Below are 14,287 nucleotides of genomic sequence, written 5' to 3'. Positions count from 1 at the left end.
CCATTTTGCGACGATAGGTGGCCTGATCACGAGCGAACGACAGCTCGCCATTCCCTAAGCTGCCCCTCCACAGACAACAACAGGAGAGGCAGCATGGGACAGGCGCGTTGGCCGTTGCTGTGCGCAGGCGTGTTACTGAGCGGGGCGTGTAGCCAATTTGACGAGGGCCGGGCGCTGGCACCGGCACTGCGGCCCGACGTCGAACTGAGCCGTACCGCCGGCACGCATGCGCAGGCGTTGCCGCAGGATTGGTGGTCGCTGTACCACGACCCGCAGCTGGATCGGCTGGTGCAAGCCGCCCTTGCGCATAACCGTGAGCTGGCCGCTGCCCAGGCTAATGTGCAGGTATTGCTCGGTGGCTTGCGCAGCGCCGCTGCCGGCCGCTGGCCAACGACGCGGCTGGGGTATGGCTATCGCTATGGCCGCGATGGCGATGACCAGACCCTGGCACAAGCCAGCGATAGCCATGCTGACAGCCAGTGGCAGCATGAAGCGCAATTTGCCCTGGACTACGAACTTGACCTGTGGGGCCGGGTTGCCGCCAGCATCGTGGCCGCGCGCGCCGATGCCGAGGCGGCGCAGGCTGCCCGTGATGGGCTGCGGGTCAATGTGGCGGCACAAACCACACGCGCCTACTTGCGCGTGTGCGCCCTCGGCGCTCGCCGCGAGGTGCAGCTTCAATCAGTGGCGGTGCTGCAAGGCAGCCTGGCCCTGACGCGTCAGCAACAGGCCGCCGGGGTCCTCACGGCGCTGGACATCAACCGCCAGCAAAGCCTGCTGGAGCAGACCCGGGCGCTGTTGCCTCGGTTGCAGGGCCAGCGCCAGGCCGCCTTGTTCGAGCTGGCGGTACTCAGTGGCCAGCCGCCGCAGCACCTGGATCAACAGGCCAGCCATTGCCAGCGCCTGCCCAGCATTGCCCGGCCATTGCCAGTGGGCGATGCCTGGAGCCTGTTGCAGCGCCGCCCGGACATCCGCCAGGCCGAACGCCAGTTGTTCGCCGCGCGGGCACGGATCGACACGGCCAAAGCGCAACTGTATCCGCAGGTGCAGTTTGGCGCGGCGCTGGAGTCTTCAGCGGCCACTTTCGGCGCCATGGGCGACAGCAAGGCGTTGACCTTTGCCATCGGCCCCATGATCAGTTGGCGCTTTCCCAACCGCGCGCAGGCCCATGCCCGGGTCGAGCAAGCACACGCGAGCAGCGACGGCGCACTGGCGCGCTTCGACAGCGTGGTGCTGGGGGCTTTGCGCGACGTAGAGCAGGCCTTGGCGCTGTATGCCGGCGAACGCCAGCAGCGCGCGGCCCTGGCCCGCGCCACCGCCCAGAGCCAGCGCGCCTTCGAGCTTGTCCGGCTGAACCTGGACGCTGGCGCCGTGGACGGCCTGGAGCTGCTCGACAGTCAACGCACCCTGGTCCGCCAGCAGGCCGAGCTGGCCGAAGCCGACTTGCGCCTGTTGGAGCGCCAGGTCGAGCTGTTCCGTGCCCTCGGCGGCGGCTGGCAGCGTACCGACACTCCTCAATCCCTTGCCTTGCACACCGGAGCCCGCCCATGAACCAGGTCGTTACCCCCGATCCGCAGCGTGTCGGCGCGCAATTGACCCGCCGCCGGCACGCCCGCTATGCGCTGGGCACCGCCGGGCTGTTGGCCGTGCTGGCCTATGGCGGTTACTGGTGGAGCAGCGCGCGCTTTTTCGAACAGACCGATGATGCCTACGTGCGCGCCGACTGGGCGCCGGTCAGCGCGCGGCTGGCAGGTTATGTGGCCGAGGTGCGGGTGGCCGACAATGCCAGGGTCAAGGCCGGTGACGTGCTGGTGCGCCTGGATGCCCGCGACTACCAGCAGCGCCTGCGCCAGGCCCGCGCGCAACAGGCCGCCAGCGCCGCCGCCGTGCAGGCACAACAGGCGCGCCTGAGGACCTTCGCTGCGCAACTGGACGAGCAACGCCAGGCCATCGCCCGCGCCCAGGCCGAGCATGCCGCCTGTGCAGGCGAAGCGCGGCGTGCACAGCTCGACTGGCAGCGCTACCGGCAACTGGCCGGGCAACAGGCCGCCAGTGCCCAGCGCCTGGAAAGCGCCAGCGCCAGCCGGGTCAAGGCTCACGCGCTGTTGCGCGCGGCCGCCGCCGAGCTTGAGCGCCAGCAGGCGCGGCAACAGGTGCTGAGCAGCCAGCGGCAACAGGCGCAGGCCGATCTGGCTGCACGCCAGGCCGCGCTGGAACAGGCCGAGGCCGAGCTGGGCCTGGCCGAGAACGCCCTGGCCGACACCGAAATCCGCGCACCTTTCGATGGCGTGATCGGCCAGCGCAAGGTGCGCCAGCAGCAGTACGTCACCCCCGGTTTGCCATTGCTGGCGGTGGTGCCGGTGGCCCAGGCCTATGTGGTCGCCAACTACAAGGAAACCCAGCTTGAGCACCTGCGCCCCGGTCAGCGGGTCAGGCTTGAAGTCGACACCTTCGGCCGCCACTGGCAGGGCACGGTCGACAGCGTGTCGCCCGGCTCCGGTGCGGTGTTCGCGCTGTTGCCGCCAGACAACGCCACCGGCAACTTCACCAAAATCGTCCAGCGCTTCCCGGTGCGCATCCAGCTCGACCCGCCGGCCGCCGGTGAAGCGCAACTGCTGCCGGGCATGTCGGTGATCGCCACGGTCGATACCCGGGAGGCCGATCATGGCCGCTGAAGACAAGGTCTCGCTGCGCGCCTGGGTGGCGGTGATCGGCGGCCTGTTCGGCTGCTTCATGGCCGGGATGAACGTGCACGTCACCAGTGCCGCCTTGCCGGAGATCGAAGGCGCGCTGGGGGCCAGCTTCGAGGAAGGCTCGTGGATCTCCACGGCCTACCTGGTCGCGGAAATCAGCATGATCCCGCTCACCGCCTGGCTGGTGCAGGTGTTCTCCCTGCGCCGAGTGATGCTGGTGGGCTCGGTGGTGTTTCTGCTCAGTTCGGTCAGTTGCGCCCTGGCGCCGAGCCTGCAGGCGATGATCGCCCTCCGGGTGATTCAGGGCGCCTCCGGGGCGGTGCTGATCCCCCTGTCTATGCAGCTGATCATCACTGAACTGCCGGCCAGCAAGATCCCGCTGGGCATGGCCTTGTTCAGCCTGTCCAACAGCGTTGCCCAGGCGGCCGGGCCATCGATTGGCGGCTGGCTCACCGACGCTTATTCATGGCGCTGGATTTTCCTGTTGCAGTTGCTCCCGGGGGTGGCGCTGATTGCGGCGGTGGCCTGGTCGATCGGCGCCCAGGCCGGGGACCGGCGCAAGCTGCGCCAGGCCGACTGGCTGGGCATCGCCGCCATGGCCCTGGGCCTGGGGGCGTTGCAGATCGTGCTGGAGGAGGGCGGACGCAAGGACTGGTTCGACTCCTCATTCATCATCGGTTTCAGCCTGTTTGCAGGTGTCGCCCTGGTGCTGTTCATCCACCGGCAGTTGTGGGGCGAGCGGCCCTTTATCAACCTGCGCCTGCTGGCCAGTTACAACTTTGGCGTCGCCAGCCTGGCCATGGCGGTGTTCGGCGCGGCGACGTTCGGCCTGGTGTTTCTGGTGCCCAACTACCTGTCGCTGGTGCAGGGTTACAACGCCCGCGAGATCGGCATCAGCCTGATCGCCTATGGCATGGTCCAGTTGCTGCTGGCGCCATTGTTGCCGCGGCTGATGCGCTGGCTCAATGCCAAGTTGCTGGTGGCCAGTGGCTTCGCGATCATGGCCTTGGGGTGTTGGCTGGGGGCGCATTTGTCGGACGATGCCGCCGCCAACGTGATCATCCCCTCTACCGTGGTGCGCGGCATCGGCCAGCCGCTGATCATGGTGGCGCTCTCGGTGCTGGCGGTCAAAGGCCTGGACAAGGCCCAGGCGGGCTCGGCCTCGGCGTTGATCTCGATGCTACGCAACCTCGGCGGCGCGGTGGGCACGGCGTTGCTCACGCAGTTGGTGTCCCAGCGTGAGCGCTTTCATTCCGAGCGTATCGGCGAGGCGGTGACGATGTTCGACGGCGCCTTGCAGCAGCGTCTGCCGCGCGGGCTGGTCGATGTGCAGGCGCCGCAGGTGATGCAGACGCTGAGCCTGATCGATCATAGCGTGCGCCAGCAGGCTTACCTGATGGCTTATTCGGACGCCTTCTACCTGTCGTGCCTGGCCCTGGCCGCCTGCGCCCTGGCCTCGTTGCTGCTGCGTCAGAAAGACGGCTGATCAGTCCGGCTGCGCCGTGCCATAGGCCTGGGCTTTGCCAAAATAGGCTGAGGGCGACACCCCCAGGGTGCGGCGGAACATGGCGCTGAAGGCGCTGGGGCTGTCGTAGCCCAGGTCCAGCGCCACATCGAGGATGGGATGCCCGGCGGCCAGCGAGTCGAGGCTGGCCAACAGGCGCATGCGTCGCAGCCACTGGATGAAGCTCAAGCCGGTTTCACGCTGGAAGGCGCGGGTCAGGGTGCGGGCGCTGGTGCCGATCAGGCGGGCGGCGCGCGCAAGGTTCCAGTCTTCACTGGGCGCATCCCGCAGGGCCTGGCACAGCTCGGCCAGTTGTGGGTCGCGGGGGGAGGGCACGTGCAGGGCCATGATCGGCAGCACGCGGATCTCATCGAGGATCAATTGCATGACCCGCTCGTCGCGCCCTGTGCGCGGGTAGTCGGCGGGAATGTCCATGGCGCTGATGATCAGCTGGCGCAGCAGCGGCGAGATGTCGATCACCTGGCAGCCCTGGGGCAGATCCGTGCGCGCTTGTGGGTCGATGAACAGGGTACGCATGCGTACCGCGCCGGCCATCTTCAGGTCGTGTTCGACCGCCGCCGGCACCCACACACCACGCCCTGGCGGCACCACCCAACTGCCCTGCAGCGAGTTGACCGTGATGACCCCGCTCAAGGCGTGGATCAACTGTGCGCGGTTGTGGCAATGGGCAGCGATGCGTTCGCCGTGGCGGTAGTTTTCGGCCAGGGTGAGGATGGGCGGGTTAGTCACGGTGGTAGGCATTCATCCGCTGACCCGAAGGCGGCATAGTTGTTGGATCCAAGGTTCTAAAATGCCATTATTGATGGGTCCTTCTATCTGAATCAAGAGTTACGCATGGCCCAGGCGCTCAACACCCTCGTCAGTTTCGCCACCAGCTGGGGAACCCGTTTCGGCGGTATAAACAGCTTCAACTATGACCTGTTGGGGGCGTTTGCCATCTTGTGCTGCCGGCAAGTCGAAACGGTCTGCGTCGTGCTCTGGGCAAACGACGAGGACTTTGTCGATGCGGCAAGCAAGCAGGTTCGCCTGATTTCGCTCGGGCTGGAAGGGCAGAAGCATTTTTCTCCCGAGCTGAAATCGAGCGTACGCAACGCGCTTGATGCTGAAAAAGTGAGCTTGGGGACGGATACGGTCTGGCTGGGCCATGATCGTATTACCGGAGATATCGCTGTGGCTGCGGCGCGCGAATGGAAGGGGCGGTCGGCGCTGATCCACCACATGAGTTACAGCCATTATGAAGCGTTCGCGGAAAACAGCGTGGATGCTCGCGGCAAGGAGGATCAGCAGCGGGCGTTGTTTCAATCTGCCGATGTGGTCATGGCCGTGGGCCCACTGTTAAGAGATGCGCTTCTCGATCTGCGCGAAGACGGCGCCGTTGCGATGCTGGTGCCAGGGTTGCCGGAAATTGACGCGAAAGGAGCGGCGCCGCGTAATTTCAAGGCGATCCTGAGTGGGCGCTTGAGTGAGGACGCGCGCAAGATCAAACAGGCTCATCTGGGGGTCGCAGCGTTCTCCCAGGCCATACGAGTCGCGGACACCACGCCTCATCTGGACAACGTGTTCCTTGCCAAACGGCACCCGAGCTTGTTGCTGCGTGGCGTCGACTTCGAGAAAAGCGAAAGTGAACAGATCGGCGAAGCAGAACTTGAACTGCGCTGCTTCGCCGAGCAGCACGCGGACCGTGCGTACAACCTTAAGGCGCTTCCATTTACCACAGACCGCAAGGCGCTGTTCACGGATATCCGAAACGCCAGTGTGGCGATGATGCCGTCCTGGCATGAAGGCTTCGGCTTGGTTGCCTGGGAAGCTATCGCGGCGGGTGTGCCAGTTGTCATCAGCGACAAAAGTGGTGCTTACCAGATGCTGGAGGAATGGCAGGAAGGTTTGTACAAGGGGCATGTAACGTCTATCGATGTGCGTGGTAGCAATATCGATCCTTTTTACAAGGAGCAGGACATACAACAGTTGGTCGGCGCGTTGAATGTGGTCGGCAATGATTCGTCCAAGCGCAGGCAGGCCGCTAGTTTGCGTGAGGCGCTGGCAGCTGAGTTTACCTGGACCGCGTGTGCCAGAGCCTGTGCGAACGCATTGGGTTGGGACATTTCTGAATCGGCAACTACATCAGTTCCCAGCGTGTCCACAGCGGCGCAAACGCCACTTGAATTTGACTGGCTCAGTTGCCCTGGCCGATCGAGCGCCGCAATGGGCCACAGCGATAGCCAACTGCTGCGCGCGGAAGCGGCTGTGGTGCCTTTTGACAAGGATCGCGAGCCGTTCTTGAACCTGCAGTTGGACTGGGTCAAGGCCCCCACCCATTCATTGGCAATCAGGCTACTCACCGGTGCTGGAGGGGTGGGGAAAACCCGCCTGGGATTGGAGTTGTGTCAGCGCTTGCGGGAGAGTGGCTGGCTCAGCGGCATACTGTCCAGCGAGTTTACCGCCAGCAGCATGGCTCGGGTGGCTGATCAGCTGAAGGCTGCCAAGCAACCTTCGCTGATTGTGATCGACTATGCCGAAACCCGACAGGACGCATTGCTGGCACTGATTAAAGTCTTGCACAACGGTCGGCTCGAACAGCCGATACGTATACTGCTTCTTGCCCGAGATGGCGGCGAATGGTGGCGGCGGCTGCCAGAACACGACAGCGAGTGTGAAGGCGTGCTGAGCGGGTCGCAAACGAGTGGCCCTTATCAACTGCCTATGCTTCATGAGTCTGTGGCCAGTCGTCAGCGCGCGTATCAGGAAGCCTCGCTGGCATTTGCTCAGCATTTGAACATCGGCGCAGTTGATCTTCAGCCCAACCTTGAAGCCGAGCATTTTGATCGGCCGCTGTTCATCCAGATGGCGGCACTGATGACGTTGCGAGGGGAGTCTGCAAAGTCCGCCGAGGGATTGCCCAGGGCGGTGCTCAACCGTGAGTCGGAGTATTGGCAGAAGACCTTGGCAGCACAGGGGTTGGCGGACGTCCAGTCGCTCCGTCAAGCGACAATGCTGATGACCTTGTCGACGTTAATCAGTGGCATACCGACCGCTCGGGTACTCGATGATATTCTCGATTTGAAAGCAGAGGAACGCGCCAACCTTAAGCGTCTCTACGATGTCTTGACCCCGCTCTATCCTGATCGACAAGGGCTGCAAGCACTGCGCCCTGACTTGTTGGGAGAAGCGCTGGTGGCGAAAGTATTGCTGGAGCACGGCGGTTCTGTGTTCGAGCGCGTGCTGGCCGAGGGCAGCGGCAGCCAGGTCCGTTCGGCATTAACGGTTGTTGCACGGATGCTGCGCTATCGGGAGGATCTTGCGCCCACGGTGTTTGAAGTGATGGATCGGCAGTTTTCAGCAACCATGGATGGCTGGATTGCTGTTTGTCTGGAAACCCGCAGCCCACTGCCTGGCATCCTGGAAGGTATTTTTTCGCAGATGAGTCCTAAGCGAAAAATACAAGTGGCCGGTGCGTTGAAGGACAAATTACAGGTTGAAATGATCGCGTTACTTGGATTGCGCCAGCAGGTAGGGGAAGTGCTGGTCGGACACTTTAGTGACAAAAATGACAAGGCTGGACGTAAGGGCGATGTTGCACGGTCGTCCGCCTTGAAATGGCACTCGAAAACGCTTCGCTACATTGGTCAGTCGGTGTTGGCGAAGGACACAATGGAGCAGGCGTTGAGTGTCTCGCGATCCATTGCTCAGCGAGATCCAAGGCATACCCCGGCCCTGATAGACCTTCTTTGTGACATCTCTCAGCATCGCGCCGAGTTTGGCATGTCGGACAGTGCCATGTCCGCGATTGAGGAAGCGCTGGTGTTGGTTCGCAAGCACGGCACGATCATGGTACAGCAACGGGCAAAGGTGCTTGGCTTGTATGCACTGCGACTGGATGAGTGCGGGCAGGGCGACAAGGCCATTGACTACGTCAAGCAGTCCTTGGAACTGCATCGAAGTGCCAGCCAGGCCAATATTTCGCAGTACCATAAAAATATGGGGGTTGCGTACAATCGTTACAGTAATTTGTTGGGGAACAACGGATGTGATGAAGATGCCCTTCAGACCGCCAAACGTTCATTGGAGTCTTACCGTCAGCTTATCGAATGCCGCGGATACCCTGATGATCCGGACTGGGTTATCTCGCTGAATAATTATGCCAATCGGTTGTCGCAGCAGGGCGACATGGAAGAGGCTATTTCATATATCGAAGAAGGGTATTCGATTGCCACCAGGCTGGCGGAGGCCAAACCTGAGCGCTTCACAATCGATCTGGCTGACGCGGGGTACAGCTACTCGCTGATTCTCGGCGAGCATGGAAATATTGCCAAGGCGCTTGAGGTGGGCGACGTTGCGTTGAAGGGCTATCAAGGGCTGAATGAAGCTCATCTGCTGTATCGGCACGGCATCGATCGAGAGAAGTGTCGATTGTTAGTGGCCATGTGGCGCTGGCTGGACTCAGGCCAGGACCTGTATGCCGAAGCGAGAAAACCTTTGGAAATGGAAACGCATCCCGAGGTTCAAGGTATTGCTTTTCAGCGCTTGTGGTTGTGCGCGATAGCGGTTCCCGATCAGGCGCATTTGCAAAGCGCTTTCGAGCATTGGGAAAGCCTTAATCGTGCTGATCAACATGCGTGGAAAACAGGTTATTTCTTGATATCGGCATTGGCTGAACATTTTCTGGGTGCTGACGACGCACCCTCCGAATGGCGTACGGAATTCCTGACGTATCTACAAAAGCGCAACGGCCATTTGCCGTTCTGGATGAGCGAAACGCTCAAACGTCTGGGTTGCTCGTTTCCAACGCCATAAGGAAAAAGCGGACATCCCCTTACGCTATATCACTGGCCTCGAACTCCGCCGCGAGAAAATCCAGCAAGCTGCGCACCGACGGCAGCAATCCGCGGCGCGAGGCAAACACCGCATGCACCACGCCGCACTCCGGTGCCCAGTTCGGCGTGGCTTGCACCAGCCGGCCGGCTTCGAGTTCTTCGCGGATCACCACCAGCGGCAGGTGCACCACGCCCACGCCGGCCACGGCGGCCTGACGCAATACCACCAGGTCATCGGTCACCAGCCGCGGGTTGTGCCGCAGGCTGGCGCGGGCGCCGTCGGGGCCGAGCAGGTGCCAGTGATAGTCGCGCTGCGGATAGCCCCAGTGCAGGCTGGGCAGGCTGCTGAGGTCGGCAGGCACCGGCCGCTGCGGCAGGCGCTCAAGCACTGACGGCGCCGCCACCAGGTACTGGGTGCTGCGCGCCAAGACCTTCATCACCAGGTCGCTGCTTTCCAGCGGCGGTACGCGCACACGCAGGGCGATGTCGATGCCTTCCTGGATCAGGTCGACCTGACGGTTGGTGCTTTCGATATGCAACTGCACCAGCGGGCACTGGACCATGAAGCGGGTGAGCATGGCCCCCACCCAGAAATCCAGCAGCGCCGTCGGGCAACTCAAGCGCACGATGCCCTGGGGTTCGGCACGGTTGCGCTCGATCAGTTCGGCCGCGCCCTCGGCTTCGACCAGCATGGCCAGGCAATGGCGATAGTAGGCCTGGCCGATTTCGGTCACTGAAAAATGCCGGGTCGAGCGCTGGATCAGGCGCACGCCCAGGCGTTCTTCCAGCCCGGCAATGCGCCGGCTGAGCTTGGACTTGGGCATGTCCAGGGCGCGGCCGGCGGGGGCAAAGCCGCCGTGATCGACCACCTGGGCAAAGTAGTAAAGGTCGTTGAGGTCTTCCACCAGTGTTCTCCAAATGGAACGCTGAGGGCAGTTTAACCGATCTACCGCCGATGTCGTTGCGCTCGTATGGTTATAGCCATGCACGAGAGGAGGCATCTGATGAAAAAGATCCAAGGCGTCTACAGCAGCCCGCACCCGCATTGGGTGGGTGATGGCTTCCCGGTCCGTAGCCTGTTTACCTACGACAACCTGGCCCAGCACATCAGCCCGTTCCTGCTGCTGGACTATGCCGGCCCCCACGACTTCACCCCGACCACCGCACGTCGCGGGGTCGGCCAGCATCCTCATCGCGGTTTTGAAACCGTGACTATCGTCTACCAGGGCGAACTGGAGCACCGCGACTCCACGGGTGCCGGCGGCCTGATCGGCCCGGGCGATGTGCAGTGGATGACCGCTGCCGGCGGGATTCTCCACGAGGAGTTCCACTCGCCAGCCTTCGCCGCCAAGGGTGGCACCCTGGAGATGGTCCAACTGTGGGTCAACCTGCCGGCCAAGGACAAATCGGCGCCGGCCGGTTACCAGACCCTGCTCAGCACTGACATCCCGCAGGTGCCGCTGGGCAACGGCGCTGGCACCTTGCGGGTAATTGCCGGTGCATTCCGTGGCCATCAGGGGCCGGCGCAGACCTTTACGCCCATGGATGTCTGGGACCTGCAACTGAAGGCCGGCGCGCCGCTACGCCTGCCTAGCGCCGCTGGGCGCAGCACGGCGCTGGTGGTGTTGCGTGGCCAGTTGCTGGTCAACGGCGAGCGCCAGGTCGGTGCCGCGCAACTGGTGCTGTTCGACCGCGCCGGTGACGAGCTGCTGCTTGAAGCGCAAAGCGATGTATCGGTGCTGCTACTGAGTGGCGAACCGCTGGACGAGCCGATTGTCGGTTACGGCCCATTCGTGATGAACAGCGATGCCGAAATCGCCGAGGCCTTCGACGATTTTCGCGCCGGACGCTTCGGCCAGATGAGCGGGCAGGCCGGGCCGCGTCACCACAACTAGTCTCATAAACCCGAAGGAGAATATGCCATGAGTACATTTGCCAACGTTGCCAACTTCAACGGTCAGGTCCCGCGCATCGACCCCGATGACGCTGCGATGCTGCTGATCGACCATCAGAGCGGCCTGTTCCAGACGGTCAAGGACATGCCCATGACCGAGTTGCGGGCCAATGCCATCACCCTGGCCAAGATCGCATCGCTCGCCAGGATCCCGGTCATCACCACTGCCTCCGTGCCGCAGGGGCCCAATGGTCCGTTGATCCCGGAAATTCACGAAGCCGCGCCGCACGCCCAGTACGTGGCACGCAAAGGTGAAATAAACGCCTGGGACAATCCCGAATTCGTTGCCGCCGTAGAGAAGACCGGACGCAAGACCCTGATCATCGCCGGCACCATCACCAGCGTGTGCATGGCCTTTCCGAGCATCAGTGCGGTCAATGCCGGCTATAAAGTATTTGCGGTGATCGATGCCAGCGGTACTTATTCGAAGATGGCCCAGGAAATCACCCTGGCGCGCATCATGCAGGCCGGTGTGGTGCCGATGGACACCGCCGCGGTGTGCTCGGAAGTCCAGCGCACCTGGAACCGCGAAGACGCCCAGCAGTGGGCCGAAGCCTACAGTTCTGTGTTCCCGCATTACCAATTGCTGATCGAAAGCTACCTCAAGGCGCAACAGGTGGCCCGCGACAACGAACTGCTCGATTCCCAACGCTGATCCCTCATGTCCGGTGCCCGGCACCGGCGTCTCAACGCAAGGAGTAAGACCATGACCAAGCCCTACGTCCGTCTGGACAAGAACAACGCTGCCGTCCTGCTGGTCGACCACCAGACCGGCCTGCTGTCGCTGGTTCGAGACATCGACCCGGATCGCTTCAAGAACAACGTGCTGGCCGTTGGCGACCTGGCCAAGTACTTCAAGCTGCCGACCATCCTCACCACCAGCTTTGAAACCGGCCCCAATGGCCCGCTGGTGCCCGAGCTCAAGGCGCAGTTCCCCGAGGCGCCGTACATCGCCCGCCCCGGGCAGATCAACGCCTGGGACAACGAAGACTTCGTCAAGGCGGTCAAGGCCACCGGCAAGAAGCAACTGATCATTGCCGGGGTGGTGACTGAAGTGTGTGTGGCCTTCCCGGCGCTGTCGGCCCTGGAAGAAGGTTTTGACGTGTTCGTGGTCACCGATGCTTCCGGTACGTTCAACGAGCTGACCCGCGACTCGGCCTGGAACCGCATGTCACAAGCCGGCGCGCAGTTGATGACCTGGTTCGGCCTGGCCTGTGAGCTGCACCGCGACTGGCGCAACGACATCGAAGGCCTGGGTACCTTGTTCTCCAACCACATCCCCGACTACCGTAACCTGATGACCAGCTACAACACCCTCACCAACGGCAAATAACGCCGTGCACTGATCAACGGCCGGGCGCTAGCGTAGCCCGGCCGTCGTCGTATCGACATCCCCCTGAAGGGCAGACCTTTGGGGCGCCGAAATTCTGCGAAACCTCTGGCGTCGTGAGGTTTGCGCAGGTGATGATCGGCGCATGAAATCTTCCACCTTGGCTGGCCATCGTCGCACCGTGCGGCCGGGCAGCGTCATCAGCTTCTGGCTGCCCTATCAGCCACCGTTGCACTGGCCGTCGCTGCTGGGGTTCTTTGCCGCGCGGGCGATCACCGGGGTCGAGACGGTCGTGGCGGGGGTGTATGCGCGCAGCTTCGATCTTGCCCAGGGCCAGGGCATCGTCCAGGTGTCTCAGGCGCGTGGGCACCGGCTGAAAGTCACCGTATTCGGCGCCTCTGCGCGAGCGCTGCCAGGTATGCTGGCCAGGGTCCGACGGGTGTTTGACCTGGATGCCGAACCGCACAAGATCCAGGCGCAGCTCAGTCGCGACCCGTTGATGGCGCAACTGATCAGCCTGCGTCCGGGGCTGCGTGTGCCGCGCGGCTGGGACGCGTTCGAGCAAGCCATGCGTACCGTGCTGGGCCAGCAGATCAGCGTGGCCGGGGCCATCACCCTGGCCGGGCGGATGGTGGCGGGCTACGGCCAGCGACTCCCCGCGCATGTGCAGCAGTTGCCCGGCTTGACCCATGTGTTCCCCAGGGCCGAGGCCATTGTTGACGTCGACCTCAGTGGCCTGGGCATGCCGCGCTCCCGGGCCGCGACCTTGTCGACCCTGGCCCGGGCTCTGCGCGAGGACCCGCAGCTGTTTGGCCCGGACCGTGACCTGGAGGCCTGGGTCCAGCGCCTGTGCCGTTTGCGCGGTATCGGCCCGTGGAGCGCCCACTACCTGGCCCTGCGCCAGATGGGCGCGGCCGATGCCTTGCCGCTAGGGGATGTAGCCCTGATCAAGGCCTTGCGCCTGCTGGAGGGCCCCGAGGCGCAACTGGCACAGCGCGCTCAGGCCTGGCGCCCATGGCGCGCCTATGCCGCCCAGCACTTGTGGGCGTCGCTGAGCTGACTCAACCGGACTGGCGCCACTTCACATCGCTAATACCGTAGCGCTCGGCCAGGGGCCTGCTGACTTTTTTCACTTTTTCGTGTCCGTAACGGCCTATTCGACCAATACCGGCGTCGCAACTAGCCCAGTGCCAGGCATCGGCGTTGTCCATCGTTTCGGCGCGGACGATAAAGGACTTGTGATCGCCGTGCAGTTGGTAGTCGATGACGAACAGTTTTGCGTTTTCCATGGGGCTGGAAAGATCCTTACAGAGCAGTGACCAGGAAAATCTCTTCAATGCTTTTAGTGAGTGCTGCGCCTGCAGAAAAATTCCATTGGATTTCAGCCCGTCAGTGGGTGCCGCTGACGCTCAGGTGCCGGGCATCCTTGGCAAACACCACCTGCTCTAGGCGGTGAGCGATACCACAGGCCAACGAGTCATAGGCGGGAATGACCTTTTCTTCGGTCGACAGACAATGAAAAATGTCCAGCTTGCGCTCGGCCTGGGCGGTCTCCTGCTCGAAGATGCGCACGTAGCGCTCCAGGTCGTTGTTCAGGCTCGAGAGGTATTCACGCAGGCGCGAATGGTCCACTGCGCTTTGGCTGAAGTGCCAGGTCATGGGGTGGATGAGAAAGCGTGAATGCGGTGCGGCGACGCGCTCGGCGGCTGCCAGGTACATGATGATGCCCATTGACTCGATGTTGCCGGCATTGACAGCGCACAGCGGTACCGGCAAGGACTTGAGAAAGCTGTAGAGCGAGAACCCGAAGTTGGTGCTGCCGCCAGTGGTCGACAGAAACAGCAGCAACGAGGTGGCGCCATCAGCGATGGCCTGCAGGCACCGATCGCGAAAGCGCTCGGTGGTGTCCTGATCGATCTGGCAATGGAAGTGGATCACCTGTTGGCTCATTGCGCTCTCTCGGGACCGACGCAC

General features: G+C 62.9%; 12 protein-coding genes. 8 read left to right on the top strand and 4 right to left on the bottom strand.

Annotated features, from left to right (window positions below):
- The first annotated feature begins 93 nt into the window (after positions 1-93).
- The 3 genes from BV82_RS16150 to BV82_RS16140 are packed head-to-tail and all read left to right on the top strand — an operon-like array spanning position 94 to position 4,179.
- Complete coding sequence (locus BV82_RS16150; RefSeq protein ID WP_036994822.1) at positions 94-1,551, top strand: efflux transporter outer membrane subunit; 1,458 nt, start codon at positions 94-96, stop codon at positions 1,549-1,551.
- Positions 1,548-2,675, top strand: coding sequence for an HlyD family secretion protein (locus BV82_RS16145; RefSeq protein WP_036994823.1), 1,128 nt, complete (start codon positions 1,548-1,550; stop codon positions 2,673-2,675). The genes BV82_RS16150 and BV82_RS16145 overlap by 4 nt, the downstream gene beginning before the upstream one ends.
- The gene (locus tag BV82_RS16140) at positions 2,665-4,179 is read left to right on the top strand and encodes an MDR family MFS transporter (RefSeq protein ID WP_036994824.1); all 1,515 of its coding nucleotides are present in this window, start codon (positions 2,665-2,667) and stop codon (positions 4,177-4,179) included. Before BV82_RS16145 ends, BV82_RS16140 begins: the two co-directional genes overlap by 11 nt.
- On the opposite strand, the gene BV82_RS16135 is transcribed toward BV82_RS16140, so the two are convergent.
- The gene (locus BV82_RS16135) at positions 4,180-4,959 is read right to left on the bottom strand and encodes an AraC family transcriptional regulator (RefSeq protein WP_036994825.1); all 780 of its coding nucleotides are present in this window, start codon (positions 4,957-4,959) and stop codon (positions 4,180-4,182) included.
- A gap of 93 nt (positions 4,960-5,052) precedes the next feature.
- Here BV82_RS16135 and BV82_RS16130 point away from each other — a divergent pair, with 93 nt between their 5' ends.
- Positions 5,053-9,009 (top strand): glycosyltransferase, encoded by a 3,957-nt coding sequence (locus tag BV82_RS16130; RefSeq protein WP_036994826.1) that lies wholly within the window; start codon positions 5,053-5,055, stop codon positions 9,007-9,009.
- A gap of 19 nt (positions 9,010-9,028) precedes the next feature.
- Here the strand turns inward: BV82_RS16130 and BV82_RS16125 are convergent, their stop codons facing one another.
- On the bottom strand, positions 9,029-9,937 hold the full coding sequence (locus BV82_RS16125) for a LysR family transcriptional regulator (protein ID WP_026001379.1): 909 nt from the start codon (positions 9,935-9,937) through the stop codon (positions 9,029-9,031).
- Positions 9,938-10,033: 96 nt separating this feature from the next.
- Here BV82_RS16125 and BV82_RS16120 point away from each other — a divergent pair, with 96 nt between their 5' ends.
- The 4 genes from BV82_RS16120 to BV82_RS16105 all read left to right on the top strand — a co-directional run bounded on the left by BV82_RS16120 (position 10,034) and on the right by BV82_RS16105 (position 13,373).
- Positions 10,034-10,924, top strand: a complete 891-nt coding sequence (locus BV82_RS16120) for a pirin family protein (protein WP_010223834.1) — start codon at positions 10,034-10,036, stop codon at positions 10,922-10,924.
- A 27-nt stretch (positions 10,925-10,951) separates the two neighbouring features.
- Entirely contained in the window at positions 10,952-11,638 is a 687-nt protein-coding gene (locus BV82_RS16115) for a hydrolase (protein ID WP_010223832.1), read from the top strand.
- A gap of 51 nt (positions 11,639-11,689) precedes the next feature.
- A complete protein-coding gene (gene ycaC / locus BV82_RS16110; RefSeq protein WP_010223830.1) occupies positions 11,690-12,316 on the top strand; it encodes an isochorismate family cysteine hydrolase YcaC in 627 nt (208 codons plus the stop codon).
- A gap of 142 nt (positions 12,317-12,458) precedes the next feature.
- Positions 12,459-13,373: a DNA-3-methyladenine glycosylase family protein gene (locus BV82_RS16105; protein ID WP_010223828.1), complete on the top strand. Its 915-nt coding sequence runs from the start codon at positions 12,459-12,461 to the stop codon at positions 13,371-13,373.
- A 1-nt stretch (position 13,374) separates the two neighbouring features.
- Here BV82_RS16105 and BV82_RS16100 read toward each other — a convergent pair whose 3' ends face one another.
- Together BV82_RS16100 and BV82_RS16095 are read right to left on the bottom strand one after the other, a co-directional pair.
- Complete coding sequence (locus BV82_RS16100; RefSeq protein WP_036994827.1) at positions 13,375-13,602, bottom strand: DUF6555 family protein; 228 nt, start codon at positions 13,600-13,602, stop codon at positions 13,375-13,377.
- Between the two features lie 100 nt (positions 13,603-13,702).
- Positions 13,703-14,263, bottom strand: coding sequence for an ATP-dependent Clp protease proteolytic subunit (locus BV82_RS16095; RefSeq protein WP_010223824.1), 561 nt, complete (start codon positions 14,261-14,263; stop codon positions 13,703-13,705).
- Positions 14,264-14,287: the final 24 nt, after the last annotated feature.

The sequence above is a fragment of the Pseudomonas donghuensis genome (assembly GCF_000696345.2).
GTDB classification, from domain to species: domain Bacteria; phylum Pseudomonadota; class Gammaproteobacteria; order Pseudomonadales; family Pseudomonadaceae; genus Aquipseudomonas; species Aquipseudomonas donghuensis.
This window is presented reverse-complemented; position numbering and strand designations above follow the sequence as displayed.